This window comes from Streptomyces sp. NPDC107528 (assembly GCF_055639295.1).
This window is the reverse complement of sequence record NZ_JBVKAV010000019.1, coordinates 15616-34690: the sequence shown is the minus strand read 5'-3', so window position 1 is coordinate 34690 and position 19075 is coordinate 15616. Positions and strand designations below refer to the sequence as shown.

Below are 19075 nucleotides of genomic sequence, written 5' to 3'. Positions count from 1 at the left end.
CGCCATGGCCGCAAGGCCTCTCGTCGCGCGACAGCCGAACGAACGGCTGCAGGCGCTCATCCAGGAAGCGGGCTGCTCGAACGCCGGGCTGGCCCGCCGGGTCAACATGTGCGGTGCCGAGCACGGACTCGATCTGCGCTACGACAAGACGTCCGTGGCCCGTTGGCTCCGGGGACAGCAGCCGCGGGGACGGGCACCGGCGATCATCGCCGAGGCGCTCGGCCGCAAGCTTGGCCGTACCGTCACGATCGACGAGATCGGGATGGCCAACGGCAAGAACCTCGCGTCCGGCGTCGGTCTCCAGTTCTCGCCGACGGTACTGGGGGCCATCGAGCAGGTCTGCGAGCTGTGGCGCAGCGACGTCGGGCGCCGGGACTTCCTGTCCGGATCGTCCGTCGCCGCGTCCGCACTCGTCGAGCCCAGCCGCGACTGGCTGATCTCGTCGCCCGACTCACAGGTGGCGCGCTCGGCGGGGCCGCGGGTGGGGCAGTCCGACGTGCAGGCCGTGCGCGCGATGACCCAGGCGCTCGTCGACCTGGACCACCAGTACGGCAGCGGGCATGTGCGCCCGGTCGTCGTGCACTACCTGAACAGTGTCGTCTCCGGGCTGCTGGCCGGGTCGTACCGGGAGGCGATCGGGCGGGAACTGTTCGCCGCCGTCGCGCGGTTGACCGAGCTCGCCGGGTACATGGCGATCGACACCGGGCAGCCGGGGCTCGCCCAGCGGTACTACATCCAGGCGCTGCGGCTGGCGCAGGCGGCGGGGGACCGCGGGTACGGCGGGTATGTGCTGGCCGCCTCCATGAGCCACCTCGCCGCGCAGCTCGGGAACCCGCGCGAGATCTCGCAGCTCGCGAGGGCGGCGCAGGAGGGGGCGCGGGGGCGCGTGACACCGCGCGCTGAGGCGATGTTCTACGCGGCCGAGGCACGAGGGCATGCGCTGATGGGCGACGCACGGGCCGCCCAGGTGGCGTCCGGACGTGCCGTGACGGCGCTGGAGACGGCGGATCCGGAGTCCGGGGACGACCCGGCGTGGATCGCGCACTTCGACGAGGCCTATCTCGCCGACGAGTTGGCGCACTGCCACCGCGACCTCGGCCAGGCCGAGGCGGCGGCGCGGCGCGCGGAGGAGTCGCTGGCCGGCCTCCCGGAGACCAAGGCGCGGCGCCGCGCGATCGGCTATGTGCTGCTCGCCACAGCACAGGTGCAGCAGCGCGAGGTCGAGCAGGCCTGCCACACCGGCCTGAAGGCCGTGGAGCTGCTGGAGACCCTGCGGTCCAACCGGGGCGCCGAGTATCTGGAGGACTTCCAGCAGCGCCTGGAGCCGTACCGGGACGAGCCGGTGGTCAGGGAGTTCGGGGCGCGGCTGGACCTTCCGGCGGCGGCGTGAAACCGCGGGGTACCTGGGCGTGAACGGCAGGGAAATGAAGGCGACGGTGACGAAAGGGGGACGTATATAGCGGATGGGGGCCCGGAATTGTTACGGCGGTCACAGGGACCCAGGTCACGTCCTGGGCGGCGTGGCACCCGGCTCGGCGGAGCCGGTAGCGTGACCCGACGATTCACAAGGTCCCCCATTAGTAGGAGTCCCGGTGACGCAGAGTGGACGGGGCGAGGAGCCCTCGGCGCGACCCGCGCGCGAAGGCATCGTGCTGCCCTCAGACGGTGGTGAGCCGCTGCTGCCGGGTATGACGGGCGCGCAGGCAGGCCGGCCGGCCTCGGTACCGGCCGCGCCGCCGACCGCACCCCCGCCCTCGGCACCGCCCGGCGGACAGGCCTGGGGCACCCCTTGGGGACCCGACCAGAACCAGCACCCGGCCCCGCCGCCGGCCGCGCCCGGCCAGGCCTGGGGCGCCCCGCCCGACCAGTCCTGGGGCGGGCAGGAACAGCAGTACCAGTCGCCGCCCCCGCAGCAGTGGGGCGCTGCGCCGGATGCCTCGGGGAGCGTCCAGGGCGCGCCCTCGTACGGCCATGGCGACCCGGCAGGGTCGCAGCCGCCCGCGCCGCAGCAGCCGTACGGGCACGGCGATCCGTCGTCGATGCCGCTGCCGCCCGAGGGCGGTCAGGGGTACGCGAGCGCGCCGCTGCCGCCCGAGGGGCAGCACGGCACGCACGGGGCGCTGCCGCCCGCCGGCGGGCAGGCGTACGGCGCTCCGGGCCAGGGCGGTGCTCTGCCGTCCGCCGGGCACGGTGACCCGGGCGCGCAGTACGGAGCCCAGGGCTCCAACGCGCCCTACCCGCAGGCCGGTTCGGGCGGCTACGGGGCGCCGATGCCTCCGGCCGGCGAGGGCGCCACTCAGTACATACCGCCGGTCGCCGCCGCCCCTGGGGTCGCGGACGACCAGGCCACCCGTTACATACCGCCCGTCGCCGCACCCGCCGCCGACGAAGGGGCGACGCAGTACATCCCGCCGGTGGGGCCCGGGGCGTTGCCGCCCGAGGCGCCCAGCGAGCACACGCAGGTCCTGGGGCGGGTCCGGCAGGGCGGTGGCGGTCCTCAGGGTGGCGCCGGGCCGATGCCGGCCGCTGCCGGGAGCGATGCCGACGCCACGCAGTTCATCCCGCCGGTGACGGGTCAGCAGCCGGGCGGGGCGCCGCAGGCGGGGCAGGGCCGGCAGCCGCTGTCCGACTTCGACAACCTCTTCCGCAGCGAGCCGGGCGGTGCGGCCCCGGCCGGTGCCACCCAGCAGATGCCGCGCATCCAGCAGCACCAGCCGCAGCCACAGGGCCGGCACGAGTCGGGGTACTTCCCGCCCGGTCCGTCCGGCCCGGGCACCGACGACGTCGGCCGGGGAGGCCGCGGCGGCGGCCGTACGGGATCCAAGGTGCCGCTCATCGCGGCCATCGGTGTCGGGATCGTCGTCCTCGGCATCGGTGCGGGCGCGATGCTCGCCGCCGGGGGCGGGGACGATCCGAAAGCCGACGACAACAAGCCCGTCTCCGCCACGGCCCCGGCGACCGAGGGTTCGGCTTCGCCGACGGACGATCCGGCCGAGCAGCAGGCGGTCGCCCTGGACAAGCTGCTGGCCGACAGTGGTGACAGCCGTACCGCCGTGATCAACGCGGTGGCCGCCGTGAAGACCTGCGGCAACCTCGCTCAGGCCGCCACGGACCTCAGGGGCGCGGCCAAGCAGCGCAACCAGCTGGTCACCGACCTGTCCAAGCTCTCCGTCGACCAGCTCCCGAGTCACACCGAGCTGACCAGCGCGCTGAACAAGGCGTGGCAGGCGTCGGCGTCCGCCGACAACCACTACGCGGCGTGGGCGGACCAGGTGGCGGCCAAGAAGGGGCAGCTCTGCAAGAAGGGCCAGGCCCGCTCAACCGGTCACACCCAGGCCGGCAACCGCGCGAGCGGCACCGCCAGCACGGAGAAGAAGACCGCCGCGCAGCTGTGGAACACGATCGCCAAGAAGTACGGCCTGACCGAGCGCCAGCCCACCCAGCTGTAGTACGGGGCGGGGCCGACGACTGCCCGGAAGGCCCGGGCGGTCAGTTCACGTCGGCGTTCTGCAGCGTGTTCGTCACGTCGATGAAGCCCTTGCGTGCCGCCACCAGCTGACCGTCCCGGACGACCTGGAGGGTCACCTTGCGGTTGACCAGACGGGGATAGCCGACGGTCGCGAGGACGTCCTGGAACTTCCACTGAAGCGCCGGTGTGAGCCCGCCCGTGGACACCTTCAGGCCCTTGTTCAGCGCCCCGCGCACCGAGTTGGCGGTCACCTCGCCGTCGCCCAGCGACTCGACGACCTTCTTGAACACCGTGTAGGCGATCCAGGTGGTCTGCACGCCGGCGTCCGCGGGGTCGATGCGGTTGTCGCCGAAGGCCTGCTCGCTGATCACCTTCTTCATCGCGTCCCAGCGCGGGTCGCTCGTGACCGGGTACCAGCCGGAGATGTACGAACCGTCGTACACCGACGCCCCGCCGGTCGTGTTGATCACGGTCTGGTCGACGCTGCCCAGGACGGTGGCGGTGCGCACGTCGCGGTAGTCCTCGCGGGAGCGCCGGAAGGAGTCCATGAAGGTGCTGGTGCGGTCGCCGAGGGCGGGCACCACACAGCCCCTCTCCGCCAGGTCGGTGGTGGCGTACTCCAGCGCCCGCTCCGACTGGGTCCCGTACTCGGTGGCGTCCTCCGCGGCCAGCTGGTCGGCGGAGGACGAGTGCCTGCCCGCCCTGAGGCCGGAGTCGAGCAGCGGCGGCAGTTCGTCGCCCGCGATGCTGTCGGGGCGGACCAGGGCCACGGGGCCGCACGAGCCGGCCAGTTCCCTGCCGAGGCCCGCCAGGAGGGCGGGCTGGCCGCCGTTGACGGGGTAGGACAGCGGGCTGGTGAACTCGGCGTTGGTGACGCCGTAGCCGCCTATGTACGGGATTCCGGCGCCCTCCAGCGAGGGCAGGAAGGTCTCGCCGAACTGGCTGTAGGAGCCGATGACCGCGACGACGTTCTCCTCGACCGCGCGGTCGGCGCACCGGGCCGCGGCCACGCTGTCGTTGCGGTCGTTGCAGGTGAGGACCTCGAGCTTGCGGCCGCCGATGCCGCCGTGGGCGTTGATCCAGCGGGCGTACGCCTGCGCGAAGGCGGGCATACCGGGCTTGTTGGTCGCCTTGGTGCCCTCCGGGGCCCAGGTCATGACGGTGATCGTGTCATCCCCGGAGCCCCCCGTGGCACCGGGGACGACCCCGCAACCGACGGCGAGCGACGCACACGCCACCACGGCAGCCGCAGAGCGGGCGGCTGCTCTGACGGGCCGGTCGGTGATCGTGGGGAGGAGCGTGCTTCGGGTGCGTCGCCTGCCGGTCATGGACACGCACGATTCCGCCACACAACAAACCCAGGCATCACCCACGGTTATCCCGGGGTGACCGGAAGGTGAATTACGGGGGCTGGTGAGGCCGCTGTGAAGGAGAACGTACGATCGATGACCGTGCAAGGTTCGGATAGCTCTTCCCGTCGCGACCGTCGCTCCTCCACCATGGGCGGCATGCCACTCAACGACATGCCGTGGTGGCGCTGGCGCAGCAATGTGCGCTCCGCGCTGCACATGCTCTCCGACCAGACGTTCCAGAGGGACGTCTGGCTGGCCGGTGTCGACGGGTACGGCGACGTCACCGACGCCGTGTACCGCCTCGTCGAGGACACCTGGCTGGACAACTGGTCCGCCGAGAAGTACGTCGGCACGATCTTCCGGGACTCGCAGGAGGCGGCGCTCGTCGACACCGCCGTGCTGCGCGTGCTGCGGATCATGCACCAGGTCGGCCCGGACGCGGCGGTCTCCGCGTACGTCGAGAACCAGGGGTGGCCGGAGGCGGTGCGGGCGGCGCGGGACGCGCATGTCCGGATGGCCACGGCCGACGGCGAGGACCCGGACGCCCCGCCGCGCACCCTTGAGGTGCTGCGGATCATGACGCGGTCCGCGTAACGGGACGACTGCCCGCCGAGGGGGCCGGATATGGGACCCTGTGCTGCATGAACCAGCAGTCCACCCGAGCCGCGGTCCCCGCCGACCAGTACGTCCTCATCCTGTCGTGCCCCGACAAGCAGGGCATCGTGCACGCCGTGTCGAGCTACCTCTTCATGACCGGCTGCAACATCGAGGACAGCCAGCAGTTCGGTGACCACGACACGGGACTGTTCTTCATGCGCGTCCACTTCTCGGCGGATGCGCCGGTGACGGTGGACAAGCTGCGGGCGAGCTTCGCGGCGATCGGGGACTCCTTCCAGATGGACTGGCAGATCCATCGGGCCGAGGAGAAGATGCGGGTCGTGCTGATGGTCAGCAAGTTCGGGCACTGCCTGAACGACCTGCTGTTCCGGGCGCGGATCGGCGCGCTGCCGGTGGAGATCGCCGCCGTGGTGTCCAACCACACCGACTTCACGGAGCTGGTGGGGTCGTACGACATCCCCTTCCACCACATCCCGGTGACGAAGGACAACAAGTCCGAAGCCGAGGCGCAGCTGCTGGAGATCGTGCGCGAGGAGGGCGTGGAGCTGGTCGTGCTGGCCCGCTACATGCAGGTCCTCTCGGACGACCTGTGCAAGCAGCTGAGCGGGCGGATCATCAACATCCACCACTCCTTCCTGCCGAGCTTCAAGGGCGCGAAGCCGTATCACCAGGCTCACACCAGGGGCGTCAAGCTGATCGGCGCCACGGCTCACTACGTCACCGCGGATCTCGACGAGGGGCCGATCATCGAGCAGGAGGTCGAGCGGGTGGGGCATGACGTCACGCCGGACCAGCTGGTCGCGATCGGGCGCGATGTGGAGTGCCAGGCGTTGGCTCGGGCCGTGAAGTGGCATGCTGAGCGGAGGATTTTGCTGAACGGGCGGCGGACGGTCGTGTTCGCCTAACAGCTCGGGGGCAGCTGTTTCGTAGGCGGCTGCGGGTGGTTCGTGGTTCCTCGCGCAGTTCCCTGCGCCCCTGGAGGCGCGACCAGCCCCCACCCGCCCGCGAAACCGCAGCGGCCCCTACATCCGGCTCAAGCTCGCCGCAGCGAACAGCACATCCCTGATCGCCTCCCGGTCACCGACCTGCCCTGCCGCCGCCTCCGCCGGAGGCACATGCCCCGCCGCCAGCCGGCAGAACTCCGCGCCGTCCAGCGCGACATGGGCCACCTCGTGCTCGGCGGAGCCAACCGCCGCCGGGGAGTCCAGTGGGATCAGCCACTGGCCGCCGCCCGAACCCTCGATCTCCAGCCGCAGGCTGCGGCCGGGCTCGCCGGCGGGCACGAGGCGGCGGTGCGGGCCGGGAGGCGGCGGCGCCGCGAACCCCGCCCGCCGCCGCGCGGCCAGCACTGTCGGCAGCATGCGGGCCGCCAGATCGACCATGTGGTGCAGATCGCGGCCGACCGGCGCCTCGTACGGATAGTCCACCGCGTCGGCGATGTCCTCCGCGTGCACCCAGCACTCGAAGGCGCGGTCCAGCATCGCGTCGCGCAGCGGCAGCTCGAAGTCGCCGTAGGCCACGGACAGTTTGCCGGTGCCGCCGCCCGTGAAGGACACCGTGCGGACCAGGGCGTGGGTCTGTTCGCGCCAGGGTGCGCGCACGGCGCGGGTCGGCGGGAAGTGCGAGGCCCGCCAGTACGCCTCCGTGCGCCCGGACGGGGTCGGCCGGTCCGCGGCGACGTCGCCCATCGGGTCCGTCAGGCCGAGCGCGAGCGCCACCAGCCCGTCGACCGTCAGCAGATGCGCGATGACCCCGGCGACGGTCGTACGGCGGCTCGTCGGCTCGTCCTTCTCGAACCACCGCAGCCGCACGGGCGCGTGCCACTCGGCGTCCCCGAAGTCCTGCAGCAGGGCGTCGAGGCGGGCCGTCTCGGCGTCGTACGGCGCCGCCCACTCGGGCACCGGGATGCGCGGCGGGCGGCGCTCCAGGCAGCCCTGCAGCACGCGGGTGCGCAGGGCCGGGTCCAGATCGAGGCTCTCGGCGGGGTGCAGCAGACCCACGGCCTCGCGCAGCCGCCGCGCCTCGTCCGCGCAGGAACCGCAGTCGCCGAGGTGCTCCTCCACGGCCGCCGTCTCCTCCGGCGAGCAGGCGGCCAGTGCCCAGGCGCCGAGGAGTGCCTTCAGGACGCGGTGTTCGAGGACGAGCGGGGCCGCGCCGGGCGCAGGGTCGCCGCGGTCCTCCAGGGCGGGCAGAGGGCGTCCGGTGTCCTCGACGGAGGCGCGGGGGAGCGGTATGCGGGGCGGTTGGTCGGGAGCCGGCCGCGGGGCGGGGTGCTGGTCGTCGCCGTTGCCGCTGTTCATGCCGGAGGCTCCGCGGGTGACCTCTCCGAAGCCGTTCTCCTCCTGGTGCTTTTCATGATCCTTGTCCGGGGTGGGGTCATGGGAGGAGTTGTCGTGCGCCTCGTTCACACCGCACCCCCGTATCCCGGTGGCGCCCCGGGGGCGGCTCCCGCGTCGTGGGCGGTGGACAGCAGTTGCAGGCCCAGGCGCAGGCGGCGGCGGGCCTCGTCCTCGGTGACCCCGAGGTCGGTGGCGGTCTGGCGGTAGTCGCGGCGCTGGAAGTAGGCCAGTTCCAGGGCGGCGCGCAGTGGGACGGGCATGGACTGGACGATGTAGTCGGCGCGGGCGGCGACCGAGGCGTGCCGCACCTTGCGCTCCAGCTCCTCGGTGGAGCCCCGGCCGGCCTGGACGAGAGCGGCGGTCTCGGTGGCGCGCAGCCGCTGCACGGCCAGGCGGTGGGTCAGCGTGGCGACCCAGGAGCGCAGCGGGCCCTGCTTGGGGTCGTAGCTGTCCGGGTGCTCCCAGACGTGGGCGAAGACGTCGCGGGTGATGTGGTCGGCGGCACGCTCGTCGCCCAGCACGGTGTGGGCGAGGCCGTGCACGAGCGAGGCGAACCGGTCGTAGAGCTCGCCGAGGGCGGCCGCCTCGCCGCGCGCCAGGCGCTGCTGCATCTTGCGGTCCCAGCGGGGCAGTGCGTCCTTCTTCGCCATCAGGCCCCCCTCACCGGTCCGCCCTGTCCAGCGTGCGTCCTTCGTCCCCCCGAATGTAGTCGGCACGTCGGACAGCGCACGCCCCTTTGTCGCAATGTGCGCCCCTTGAACAGTCATGGCTGGTGACGTACCTCGCACTCGTGATAGAGGAGCTCGCGCCCGCCCTCGCACTCGCTCGGCTACCCGACCATCGTGCGATCAGACTCGATCGAACAGGATCGAATGCGATTGAAACAAGCCTTTTCTGATCGGTGACCGTTTTCTGGACGGTGTTTCAGGGAACAGCCGCTGGGCAGCCGCGCTGCAAGGAAGCGTAGGTATCGCTTCCGGTTCGGCGAGCGAGGGGCGTGGTGGTGACGTTGAAAGTGACCGGCGGCGAGCGAGGCGACTGGGCTGTGCTCCAGGTGTCGGGCGAGCTGGATCTGGTGACCTCGCCGGTGATGCGTCAGCACATCCATGACGTGGTGGCCGAGGGGCGCCACAGTCTCGTCCTGGACCTCTCCGAGGTCCTGTTCTGCGACTCCAGCGGCGTCGGCGTCCTCATCGCCGCCCGCCGGCTGATCCGCTCCTGCCAGGGCAGCCTGCGGCTGATACTCCCGGCGCAGGGCGCGGTGGACGGCTCGCACGTGAACCGCGTGCTCGGGGCGCTGGGTGTACGCAGGCTCTTCGAGGTGTACCCGGACGTTGCGGCGGCGGTCGCGGACGACGCCCGGCCGCTGTCGGCCTGAACAGCCCGGTTCCCTCCGGCCGGTCCCCCGGAAGCCCCGGAAGTGCCACACCGTTGTCCCAAAATTCCCCCGGTCTTGGCACAACCGCCGCTTTCCGGCGCCCGGACGGCCCCCGGCGTCGTACGCTCCGTGGCAGATGCACCCCACATGACGTAAGGCGGCCCGATAAGACATGGTCAGCAGCGAGTACGAGCGCAGGATCGCGGCCCGGTTCGCCGGCTTCGACCAGGACGGCAACGGCTACATCGACCGCGAAGACTTCAACGCGGCGGCCAAGGCCGTGCTCGCCGAGTTCGACACCGCCGCGCGCTCCGACAAGGGCCAGTCGCTCTACATCGGCGCCGAGGCCTTCTGGCAGGGCATGGCCGGTATCGCGGACCGCGACGGCGACCAGCGCATCACGCGCGAGGAGTTCGTGAACGGCGCGGTCAAGCGGCTGCGCGACAACCCGGACCGGTTCGCCGAGATCGCCCGCCCCTTCCTGCACGCCGCCCTCGCCGTGGCCGACCCCGACGGCGACGGATCCGCCACCGTCACCGACACCGCGCGCGTGCTGGGCTGCCTCGGTGTGGCGCAGGACGTCGCCCGGGCGGCCGCCGCCACGCTCGACACGGACGGCGACGGCAAGGTGGCGGAGGGCGAGGTCGTGACGGCGTTCGCCCGCTACTTCACGGTTCCGGAGTGACCCCTACGCCGTTCCTGAGAAGCGCTCCCTGAGCTTGTACTTGAGCACCTTGCGCAGGGTCTCGTTGCGTGGAAGGGCGTCCACCACCTCAAGTTGCTCCGGCAGCTTGTGCGTCGACAGCCCTTCCTCGCGCAGATACGACGTCAGCGCCTCCAGGGTCAGCCCGTCCGCGCCGGGCGGCTGTTCCACGACCGCGCACACCCGTTCCCCGCGCGCCGCGTCGGGCAGCCCGATCACCGCCACGTCCCCGACCTCGGGATGCCGGTGCAGCAGGTCCTCGATCTCCTTCGCCGAGATGTTCTCGCCCTTGCGGATGATCACGTCCTTGAGGCGGCCGGTCAGCACCAGGTGCCCGCTGTCCGTCAGCCGCCCGAGATCACCGGTCCGCAAGAACCCCTCCTCGTCGAAGGCAGCCGCCGACTGCGCCGGGTCCAGATAGCCCCGGCAGACCGCCTCCCCGCGCAGTCGCACCTCGCCGTCGACGATCCGTATCGCCATCTCCCGAGGCGGCCGTCCCTCGGTCGTCGCCAGGTTCTGCGCCGTGTCGTCCGGCGCCCCCATCGTGATCATCGGCACCTCGGTCATGCCGTACCCGTGGGTGAGCTGCACCCCCATCTCGCGCACCACGGCGTGATACAGCTCCGGCGGCTTCGGTGCCCCGCCACCCGCCAGCAGCCGCAGCGAGGGGACCGCCTTCTCGCCGGCCGGCATCCTGCGCTGCTCCGCCAGGAACATCGAGTAGAACGCCGTGGACCCGCCCGCGATCGTCACCCCGTGCCGGCGGTACCCCTCCAGCGCGTCCGGCAGCGCGAACTGCTCGAACATCACCGCGGGGAAGCCGTACAGCAGCAGCATCACCATGTAGTCCGGGCCGCCGATATGGGCGTAGGGGAAGGCGATCGAGCCGACGTCGGCCGACGTGGGGCGCAGGGCGTGCGCCAGGCAGGAGCCGCCCGCGAGCAGGGAGCGGTCGGTGTGCAGGACGCCCTTGGGGTCGGACGTCGTCCCCGAGGTCCAGTAGATCCAGCGCACCGAGGTGCCTTCGGCGGGCGGCGGGGGCAGGACCGCGGGATCGCCGTCGGGCAGGGTGCCGTACGCCTCGAAGACGCCCTTCGCGCCCAGGCGCCGTGCCATCTCCGTGTGGTCGAAGCCCCGCCACTCGCCCGGCACGGCGAAGAACTCCGCCTTCGACTCCCGCAGCGCGAAGCCCACTTCGCGGTCCCGGTAGAACGGGATGACCGGCGACTGCACGGCACCCAGGCGCGCCAGCGCGAAGGACAGCAGGGCCGTCTCGATACGTGTGGGCAGCTGCCAGGCGACGACCGTGCCGGGGCGTACGCCCATGTCGTACAGGCCCGCCGCCACGCGCTCGGCACGCGCGCGCAGGGCGCCGAAGGACAGCGAGCGGTCCTCCTGGAGCAGGGCGGGGCGGTCGGGGGTGCGGTCGGCGCGGCCGGTGACCAGGTCCCAGAGAGTGCGCGAGGAACTCAGGGCGTGAGCGGTGTCGTTCATGACAGCCCCCTGCGTCAGCTGACGGTCAGTCAGATCGTGGGCAGAGCGTAGGGCTCACCGCCTTGTCGGTCCAGGGGTGCGGGTCTAGCCTTCCTGTGGTGATGAGATCTGACGGAACGTCAGGTACGTGCTCTTGCGGCGGAGGGGGACCGGTCCGTGGATCTGGCGTACACACCCGAGGAAGAGGAGTTCCGCGCCCGGTTGCGGGAGTGGCTGCGCGAGGCGCTGCCCACGCTGCCGCCGAAGCCGTCTCCCGACGACTGGCCGGGGCGCCGCGCCCACGACCTCGGCTGGCAGCGCATGCTCCACGACGCCGGGTACGGCGACGTCCACTGGGGCGCCTCCCCGACCGTACGGCTGATCTTCCTGGAGGAGACCGAGAAGGCAGGCGCGCCCTATGTGGGGGCGGGATTCGTCGGGCTGCTGCACGCGGGGCCGACCATCGCCGCCGAGGGAACGGCCGAGCAGCGGGCCCGCTGGCTGCCGCCGATCCTGCGCGGGGACGAGGTCTGGTGCCAGGGCTTCAGCGAACCGGACGCCGGAAGCGACCTCGCGGCACTGCGCACGCGCGCGTGTAGGGACGGCGACGACTATGTGGTGAGCGGGTCCAAGATCTGGACCTCCCATGCCGAAGTGGCCGACTGGTGCGAGCTGTTGGTGCGCACCGACCCCGAGGCGCCCAAGCACCGCGGCATCAGCTGGCTGGCCATGCCCATGGACGCGCCGGGCGTCACCGTACGGCCGCTGAAGACCCTCGCCGGGTCGGCCGAGTTCGCCGAGATGTTCCTCGACGACGTGCGGGTGCCGGTCGCCAACCGGGTCGGCGCCGAGAACGACGGCTGGCGCGTGACGATGGTGACCCTCTCCTTCGAGCGCGGTACGGCCTTCGTCGGCGAGGTCGTCGCCTGCCGGCGTGTACTGCGCGAACTCGCCGTCGAGGCACGCAAGAACGGGCGCTGGGACGATCCGGCACTGCGGCGCCGGCTGGGGCGGCTGAACGCCGAGTTCCGGGCGCTGTGGCGGCTGACGCAGTGGAACGTGAGCGAGGCCGAGCTGACCGGTGGGGTGCCCGGCGTCGGGGGTTCGGTTTTCAAACTGAGGTACTCGCACGCCCGTCAGGAGCTCTACGACGCCGCGGCCGACGTGCTGGGGCCGGAGTCCCTCGACCTGGACCGGCCGTGGGTCCTCGACCGGCTGTCCTCGCTGTCGTACACCATCGCCGCCGGCACCTCGCAGATCCAGCGGAACATCGTGGCCGAGCGGATCCTCGGACTGCCGAAGGGGCGTTGAGCAATGCGTTTCCAACTGACCGAGGACCAGCTCGCGTTGCGGGCCGGGGTGCGCGAGCTGCTGGCGCGCCGCTTCGGCCCGCAGGAGCTCAGGGCCGCCATCGACGAGCCGGGCCGCCTGGACCGGGCGGTGTGGCGGGAGCTGGGTGCGGCCGGGTTCTTCGCGCTGCGGCTGCCGGAGGCGCGCGGCGGCGTCGGACTCGGGCTGCCCGAAGCGGTGTTGGCCTTCGAGGAGGCGGGGCGGACGCTGCTGCCCGGGCCCCTCGTGGCGACGCACCTCGCGGCCGGGACGGTGCCTGGAGCGGCCACCGGGGAAGCGGTCGTGGCGGCCGCCGGCAACGGGCTCGTGGAGTGGCTGGAACAGGCGGACGTCGTGCGGGGCGATGCGGCGGGGGCCGTACCCCTGCGGTCGGTGGACCCGCTGACGCCCCTGCACCGGGTCCCCGCCGCCGGCACCGTGGACCCCGTCGCCGTCCTCCTCACCGCGGCCGAGCAACTGGGCGGGGCCACACGCGCGTGCGAGCTGGCCGTGCAACACGCCCGGACGCGTGAGCAGTTCGGGCAGCCGATCGGGGCCTTCCAGGCGGTCAAGCACCTGTGTGCGGAGATGCTCGTGCGCACCGAGACGGCCCGTGCCGCGGTCTACGCGGCGGCCGTCACGGCCGACCCGGCCGACATCCACACCGCGCGGCTGCTCGCCGACGAGGCCGCCGTGCGCGGCGCCCGCGACTGCCTCCAGGTGCACGGCGGCATGGGGTTCACCTGGGAGTTCGAGCTCCATCTGCATCTCAAGCGCGCGTGGGTCCGGACGCACCGTGCGGGAGAAGCTACGCAGAGTGAGGAAGCTCTGGCCGCCGAACTTCTCGCACAGCCGATCTAAGAGCCCCTGGTCTGCGGCATCGCCCAAGGCGCCCGCACGGATGTCGCGGATTGTGGCATACCGGAATTACGGAGCGTTGATATCGGGTTGTGTCCTACGTGTGACTCGTCACGGCCTGGAGTCGGCCGTCCGCTCCGGTACCTTGTGTGAGATGCGAGTGGTTCCGAGCACGAGCCATCCCGGAGTTGCCCTTGAGGCGGCCCCGGATCCGGCGGTGCTCGCCGCTGCTTGCGGGGCGGGAGGGCGCTCTGTCCCTGCCTGTTCGACTCCCCACGACAAGCGTCGCACAGTATGCCGCAGGGGTACTCCTTCGCGCTGGAATATGCCCGAAGCGCTTGTTGGGGTGACTGTACGTCAACCATGCTGTCAGCTAAGGGATTCACGTTCCGTGACCCTGGCTTTGGCCATTGTTCTGGCCATGAAAAGAATGGCTAGGATCGTGGCCCTCGTGAGGCGCGGGGCTTTGTGTCCGCCGGTTCGGATGGTGTGAGCGGTGCAGGTGCTTCAAGTGCAGCTGGAGATCCGGCCCGATCCCGCTGAGGTGGGACGAGCCCGGCGGTGGGCCCGCTCGCGGCTCGCAGGCTCCGGGATAGAGGCCGACGAGCCGCTCGCCGAGACGCTGATCCTGCTCGTCTCCGAACTGGTCACCAACGCCGTGGTGCACACCGGTTGTCCGGCCGTGCTGCGGCTGTCGCTGCAGGGAGCGGCTCAGGGCTGCGCCACTGTGCGACTTGAGGTGGCCGACCGCAGTGACCGTGCGCCCGTGCCCCGCTGCGTCGACGGCGACGCGACGGGCGGGCGTGGACTCGCACTCGTCGACGGTCTCGCCGACCGGTGGGGCTGGAGCTCCGAGGGTGCCGGCAAGCGGATCTGGTGCGAACTGGACCGGGGCGCTCAGTCACGCGGCGCGTCCGCCTACGGGAGTGGGGCGTCGGCCTACGAGGGGCTCGCGTACGAAGCGGTGTGACGGCGCACAAGGCTGCAATGTCGCCGGATCCGGTGCACGGTTGCAGAACGTGCTGCACCTCCAGCTCGGTGGAGCATCGATGCGCCCGGGCATGCTTCTATGCGCGTCTCCTGCAAATAGGGCGTAAGTAACAAATCCCCGACTGGGTGTTGACGCCGCGTGGTCGGCTGATCACGCTGGTGGTCAGCGATTCGCCGCGAGGGGACGACAAGGGCTTCGGTGACGGAGGCCCTTGCCGAGTGTGGGTCGTGATTCGGCGTCGGTTCTCCCGGGGGCCAGGAGGGCAGGGGCGGGTACGCCGGAGTCGGATGGCGGCGCGCGGTGCCGTGCTCGGGGCGGATGGGGGCACCTCCCGCTCGGGTGGAGCCGATTGGGGAAGCCGCGCCGCCAACCGGCCTGGTCAGAGCACGGCCACGGGTGCGACCGGAGTCCCCGTACCGCCGACGAACGGTTCGGGCATCGCCGACAGCAGGAATGCGTAGCGACCCTCTTGTCCACAGGCTGTGGACAACTCTTCGAGATTCCAGTTCTGACCCTGGATCATCCCCATTTCCACCAGGTCCAGCGCGTGCACGGGCAGCCACAAATCCTCTATCTCGGGCGGAAATATCTCAAACGTGAGGGTGTCGTTCGCGACGGCCGCCACATCACGCGCGTGGAACCACTCCGGTGTACGGATCGACAGACCGGGCGACGGATAGCCGTACGCATGCTTGTCGCCGGCGAGATAGACCTGGATCTGCCCTGTCCGTACGAGCACGACGTCGCCGCCGCGCACGCGCGTGCCCGCGAGTTCCTCGGCCGCCTCCAGGTCCTCCGGCGTGACCGCGTGCCCGCCGTCGAGCCGTGTGACGCCACGCGCGCGTGCCACGTCCAGCAGCACCCCGCGCGAGACGATGTGCCGTGCCTTGTCGATGCCGCTGAACTCGGCGCCGGCGTGTGGGGTGATGGTGTCGGCGCGGCGGCCGTTGTAGAGCCGGCCCGAGTGCGAGACATGGGTGAGCGCGTCCCAGTGGGTGGCGGCCTGCAGGCCCATGGTCACGGCGTCGTCGCTGCAGGCCACGGTTCCCGGGCCGAAGATCTCCTGGTTGATCTGCACCATGGCGTGCAGCGGGTTGACGCGGCCGGGGATCATCCCGGTCTGCACGCCGTCCTGCTGGAGGGGCAGCGCGAGGGGGATGCGACGGCCGGTGCGGACGCGGGCGGCGGCCTCGCGGACCACCTCGTCGGTGATCAGGTTCAGGGTGCCGATCTCGTCTTCGGCGCCCCAACGGCCCCAGTTGTTCACGCGCTTGGCGATCTCGTGGAACGCGTCCGGCAGTGACATGAGTACTCCCCGGGGGCTTGTCTCCGCGTATCTGACGGGTCGTAGAATCAAATCGAATCTAACGGACCGTCAGAAACTGCGGGAAGGGGCCGGGGCATGGGGAACTTCTTGGCAGGCAAGGTCGTCGCCGTCACGGGCGCCGGGCGTGGCATCGGCCGGGCGGTCGCGGTCGCGGCTGCCGCGGAGGGCGCGCGGGTCGTCGTCAACGACTACGGGGTGTCGGTGGAGGGCGGCTCACCCACGAGCGAGGTCGCCGAGGCCGTGGTCAAGGAGATCGAGGCGGCGGGCGGACAGGCGGTCGCCGTCGCCGACGACATCTCCACGATGGCGGGCGGGCAGCGACTGGTGGACGTCGCGCTGTCGTCGTACGGACGCCTTGACGGGGTCGTCTGTGTCGCCGGGATCCTGCGCGAACGGATGCTGTTCAACATGACCGAGGAGGAGTGGGATCCGGTGATCGCCACTCATCTGAAGGGGACGTTCACGGTGTTCCGCGCCGCCTCGGCGGTCATGCGCAAGCAGCGGGCCGGGACCCTGATCGGGTTCACCAGCGGTAACCATCAGGGGTCGGTGTCGCAGGCCAACTACAGCGCGGCGAAGGGCGGGATCATCTCGCTGGTGCGGAGCGCCGCGCTGGGCCTGCACCGGTACGGGGTGACCGCCAACGCGGTGGCGCCGGTGGCTCGTACGCGGATGTCGGCGGGCGTTCCCATGGAGCTGGCGGAGATCGGGGAGCCGGAGGATGTGGCGGCCCTGGTGGTCTACCTGCTGTCGGACGCGGCTCGGGAGCACGGGGTGACCGGGCAGGTCTACACCGTCGCCGGGCCGAAGATCGCGGTGTGGGCGCAGCCGCGGGAGCTGCGTGCCGCGTATGCCGAGGGGGGTTGGACGCCGGAGCGGATTGCCGAGTGCCTGCCGGGGTCGGTCGGGGTGGACCCGATGCCGATGCTGGAGCGGGTGGAGGCGATGGCGCGGGCTGCGGCGGAGGGATCACGGCCCAACGCCTGAAAGTTCGGAGGAAGGGCGTTGTTCCTGGCCAAACTACAAGGAGACCCCTATGGACTTCGGGTTCGCGGCGGAGGACGAAGCGTTTCGTGCGGAAGCGCGGGCGTGGCTCGACGAGTACGCCAAGGACGCTCAGGACCGCCGCAGTTGGGAGCGGGTGCTTGGCAAAGCCGGATGGATAGGGCTCGGTTGGGCCGAGCACGGATACGGCAACCGGAGCGCCACCCTCACCCAGCAGGTCGTCTGGGCCGAGGAGTACGCGCGGTCGGGGGCGCCGGCGCGGTCCGGGCACATCGGGGAGAAGCTTCTCGCGCCCACTCTCGTCGCGCACGGGACCGAGGCGCAGAAGGGTCGTTTCCTGCCGGCCATCGCGGCCGGGGACGAGTTGTGGTGTCAGGGGTACAGCGAACCCGGCGCCGGGTCGGATCTCGCCGGGATTCGGACCAAGGCCGAGCTCGGGTCGGACGGGGCGTACCGGGTCACCGGGCAGAAGATCTGGACGTCTCTCGCCCACGAGGCCGACTGGTGCTTCGTACTCGCCCGCACGGACCCCGAGTCGAGCCGGCATCGTGGGCTGACGTTCCTGCTCGTGCCCATGGACCAGCCGGGGCGCATAGAGGTGCGGCCCATTCGGCAGCTGACGGGGACCAGCGACTTCAATGAGGTGTTCTTCGACGGGGCCCACGCGCGCGTGGAGCACGTCGTCGGGGGCGAGGGCGGTGGCTGGCAGGTCGCGATGAGTCTGCTCGGATTCGAGCGGGGCGTGTCGACGCTGGCCCAGCAGGTCGGCTTCGCAGAGGAGCTGGGGCGGGTGGTGCGGGCCGCCTTGGAGTCGGGGGCGGTCGAGGACCCCGCGGTGCGTGAGCGGCTCGTGCGGCAGTGGGCCGAGCTGCGGGTGATGCGGTGGAACGCCTTGCGCACTCTGGGGCGTTCCGGGGACGCGGGTGCGCCCAGCGTTGCCAAGCTGTTGTGGGGTGGCTGGCATCAGCGGCTCGGGGAGCTGGCGGTGCTGGTGCGGGGCGCGGCTGCCGGGGTCGGGCCCGGGGAGTGGTCGCCCTCGGCGCCGTATGAACTCGACGAGGCGCAGCAGCTGTTCCTCTTCTCCCGGGCCGACACCATTTACGGCGGGTCCGATCAGGTGCAGCGCACGATCATCGCCGAGCGGGTGCTCGGTCTGCCCAGGGAGCCCAAGGGGGTCGCTTGATGCGCGGTGTGCTGTTCGACGGCAAGCAGGTGCAGGTCGTGGACGATCTGGAGGTGCGGGAACCCGGGCCCGGCGAGGTGCTGGTCGCGATCTCGGCGGCCGGCCTGTGCCACAGCGATCTGTCTGTGGTGGACGGGACCATACCCTTCCCGGTTCCTGTGGTTCTGGGCCATGAGGGCGCGGGAGTCGTGGAAGCGGTGGGTGTGGGCGTCACCCATGTCGAGCCCGGGGATCATGTGGCTCTGTCCACGCTCGCCAACTGCGGTACGTGCGCGGAGTGCGACCGGGGGCGGCCGACGATGTGCCGGCAGGCGATCGGGCGGCCGGGGCGGCCGTTCCGGCGGGGTGAGCAGGCGGTGTTCCAGTTCGCGTCCAACTCCGCCTTCGCGGAACGGACCGTGGTGAAGGCCGTACAGGTCGTCCGTATCCCGAAGGACATTCCCATGCCCTCGGCCGCGCTCATCGGGTGCGGGGTGCTGACGGGCGTGGGCGCCGTGCTGAACCGGGCGAAGGTGGACCGCGGGGACAGCGTGGTCGTGATCGGCACCGGCGGTATCGGCCTCAACGTTCTTCAGGGTGCGCGGCTCGCGGGTGCGCTGCGGATCGTCGCCGTGGACGCGAATCCGGCGAAGGAGGCGGTGGCGCGGCAGTTCGGGGCGACCGACTTTCTGACCTCGGCCGAGGGCGTGCGGGAACTGCTGCCGACGGGGGCGGACCACGCCTTCGAGTGCGTCGGACGGGTGGAGCTCGTCCGGCAGGCCGTCGACCTGCTCGACCGGCACGGGCAGGCGATTCTCCTGGGAGTTCCGCCGGCCGGCGCCGAGGCCTCCTTCGTCGTGTCCTCCATGTACCTCGACAAGTCCATCCTGGGCTGCCGGTACGGCTCGTCCAGGCCGCAGCGGGACATCGCGCTGTACGCCGAGCTGTACCGGGACGGGCGGCTGCTGCTGGACGAGCTGGTGACGCAGACGTATCCGGTCGAGGAGTTCGAGAGGGCGGCGGCGGATGCGGAGGCGGGGAAGGTGGCGCGGGGCGTGCTCACGTTCTGAG

Annotated in this window: 17 protein-coding genes; 12 read left to right on the top strand and 5 right to left on the bottom strand. The window is 71.4% G+C overall.

Going from position 1 to position 19075, the window contains the following annotated elements; all coding sequences use genetic code 11:
• Window positions 1-4: 4 nt before the first annotated feature.
• Complete coding sequence (locus tag ACZ7L5_RS42285; RefSeq protein WP_362387929.1) at window positions 5-1390, top strand: transcriptional regulator; 1386 nt, start codon at window positions 5-7, stop codon at window positions 1388-1390.
• A gap of 202 nt (window positions 1391-1592) precedes the next feature.
• Window positions 1593-3449, top strand: coding sequence for a hypothetical protein (locus ACZ7L5_RS42280; protein ID WP_471524077.1), 1857 nt, complete (start codon window positions 1593-1595; stop codon window positions 3447-3449).
• Between the two features lie 40 nt (window positions 3450-3489).
• Here ACZ7L5_RS42280 and ACZ7L5_RS42275 read toward each other — a convergent pair whose 3' ends face one another.
• On the bottom strand, window positions 3490-4797 hold the full coding sequence (locus ACZ7L5_RS42275) for an ABC transporter substrate-binding protein (RefSeq protein WP_467479648.1): 1308 nt from the start codon (window positions 4795-4797) through the stop codon (window positions 3490-3492).
• Window positions 4798-4914: 117 nt separating this feature from the next.
• Between ACZ7L5_RS42275 and ACZ7L5_RS42270 the strand changes: the two genes are divergently transcribed.
• Window positions 4915-5415, top strand: a complete 501-nt coding sequence (locus ACZ7L5_RS42270; protein WP_471524075.1) for an SCO4402 family protein — start codon at window positions 4915-4917, stop codon at window positions 5413-5415.
• 47 nt (window positions 5416-5462) lie between these two features.
• On the top strand, window positions 5463-6344 hold the full coding sequence (gene purU / locus ACZ7L5_RS42265; RefSeq protein ID WP_471524073.1) for a formyltetrahydrofolate deformylase: 882 nt from the start codon (window positions 5463-5465) through the stop codon (window positions 6342-6344).
• 117 nt (window positions 6345-6461) lie between these two features.
• Here the strand turns inward: purU and ACZ7L5_RS42260 are convergent, their stop codons facing one another.
• Together ACZ7L5_RS42260 and ACZ7L5_RS42255 are read right to left on the bottom strand one after the other, a co-directional pair.
• A complete protein-coding gene (locus ACZ7L5_RS42260) occupies window positions 6462-7739 on the bottom strand; it encodes a zf-HC2 domain-containing protein (protein ID WP_471524189.1) in 1278 nt (425 codons plus the stop codon).
• Between the two features lie 104 nt (window positions 7740-7843).
• On the bottom strand, window positions 7844-8428 hold the full coding sequence (locus ACZ7L5_RS42255; RefSeq protein ID WP_363039101.1) for a sigma-70 family RNA polymerase sigma factor: 585 nt from the start codon (window positions 8426-8428) through the stop codon (window positions 7844-7846).
• Window positions 8429-8775: 347 nt separating this feature from the next.
• Here ACZ7L5_RS42255 and ACZ7L5_RS42250 point away from each other — a divergent pair, with 347 nt between their 5' ends.
• Both ACZ7L5_RS42250 and ACZ7L5_RS42245 read left to right on the top strand, forming a co-directional pair.
• Window positions 8776-9156, top strand: coding sequence for an STAS domain-containing protein (locus tag ACZ7L5_RS42250; RefSeq protein ID WP_328880941.1), 381 nt, complete (start codon window positions 8776-8778; stop codon window positions 9154-9156).
• 172 nt (window positions 9157-9328) lie between these two features.
• Complete coding sequence (locus tag ACZ7L5_RS42245) at window positions 9329-9841, top strand: EF-hand domain-containing protein (protein WP_328880942.1); 513 nt, start codon at window positions 9329-9331, stop codon at window positions 9839-9841.
• A gap of 3 nt (window positions 9842-9844) precedes the next feature.
• On the opposite strand, the gene ACZ7L5_RS42240 is transcribed toward ACZ7L5_RS42245, so the two are convergent.
• Window positions 9845-11353 carry a class I adenylate-forming enzyme family protein gene (locus tag ACZ7L5_RS42240; protein WP_471524071.1) on the bottom strand — a complete coding sequence of 503 codons (1509 nt, stop codon included), beginning with the start codon at window positions 11351-11353 and terminating at the stop codon, window positions 9845-9847.
• Window positions 11354-11509: 156 nt separating this feature from the next.
• Between ACZ7L5_RS42240 and ACZ7L5_RS42235 the strand changes: the two genes are divergently transcribed.
• The 3 genes from ACZ7L5_RS42235 (at window position 11510) to ACZ7L5_RS42225 (ending at window position 14489) form a co-directional block, all read left to right on the top strand.
• On the top strand, window positions 11510-12643 hold the full coding sequence (locus ACZ7L5_RS42235; RefSeq protein WP_471524069.1) for an acyl-CoA dehydrogenase: 1134 nt from the start codon (window positions 11510-11512) through the stop codon (window positions 12641-12643).
• A 3-nt stretch (window positions 12644-12646) separates the two neighbouring features.
• Window positions 12647-13522: an acyl-CoA dehydrogenase family protein gene (locus ACZ7L5_RS42230; RefSeq protein WP_471524067.1), complete on the top strand. Its 876-nt coding sequence runs from the start codon at window positions 12647-12649 to the stop codon at window positions 13520-13522.
• Between the two features lie 493 nt (window positions 13523-14015).
• Window positions 14016-14489 carry an ATP-binding protein gene (locus tag ACZ7L5_RS42225; RefSeq protein ID WP_471524065.1) on the top strand — a complete coding sequence of 158 codons (474 nt, stop codon included), beginning with the start codon at window positions 14016-14018 and terminating at the stop codon, window positions 14487-14489.
• Window positions 14490-14889: 400 nt separating this feature from the next.
• On the opposite strand, the gene ACZ7L5_RS42220 is transcribed toward ACZ7L5_RS42225, so the two are convergent.
• Window positions 14890-15816 carry a cyclase family protein gene (locus ACZ7L5_RS42220; RefSeq protein WP_471524063.1) on the bottom strand — a complete coding sequence of 309 codons (927 nt, stop codon included), beginning with the start codon at window positions 15814-15816 and terminating at the stop codon, window positions 14890-14892.
• A 96-nt stretch (window positions 15817-15912) separates the two neighbouring features.
• Between ACZ7L5_RS42220 and ACZ7L5_RS42215 the strand changes: the two genes are divergently transcribed.
• The 3 genes from ACZ7L5_RS42215 to ACZ7L5_RS42205 are packed head-to-tail and all read left to right on the top strand — an operon-like array spanning window position 15913 to window position 19074.
• The gene (locus ACZ7L5_RS42215; protein ID WP_471524061.1) at window positions 15913-16824 is read left to right on the top strand and encodes an SDR family NAD(P)-dependent oxidoreductase; all 912 of its coding nucleotides are present in this window, start codon (window positions 15913-15915) and stop codon (window positions 16822-16824) included.
• A gap of 49 nt (window positions 16825-16873) precedes the next feature.
• Window positions 16874-18025 (top strand): acyl-CoA dehydrogenase family protein, encoded by a 1152-nt coding sequence (locus ACZ7L5_RS42210; RefSeq protein WP_471524059.1) that lies wholly within the window; start codon window positions 16874-16876, stop codon window positions 18023-18025.
• Window positions 18025-19074, top strand: coding sequence for a Zn-dependent alcohol dehydrogenase (locus ACZ7L5_RS42205; RefSeq protein ID WP_471524057.1), 1050 nt, complete (start codon window positions 18025-18027; stop codon window positions 19072-19074). Before ACZ7L5_RS42210 ends, ACZ7L5_RS42205 begins: the two co-directional genes overlap by 1 nt.
• Window position 19075 lies beyond the last annotated feature (1 nt).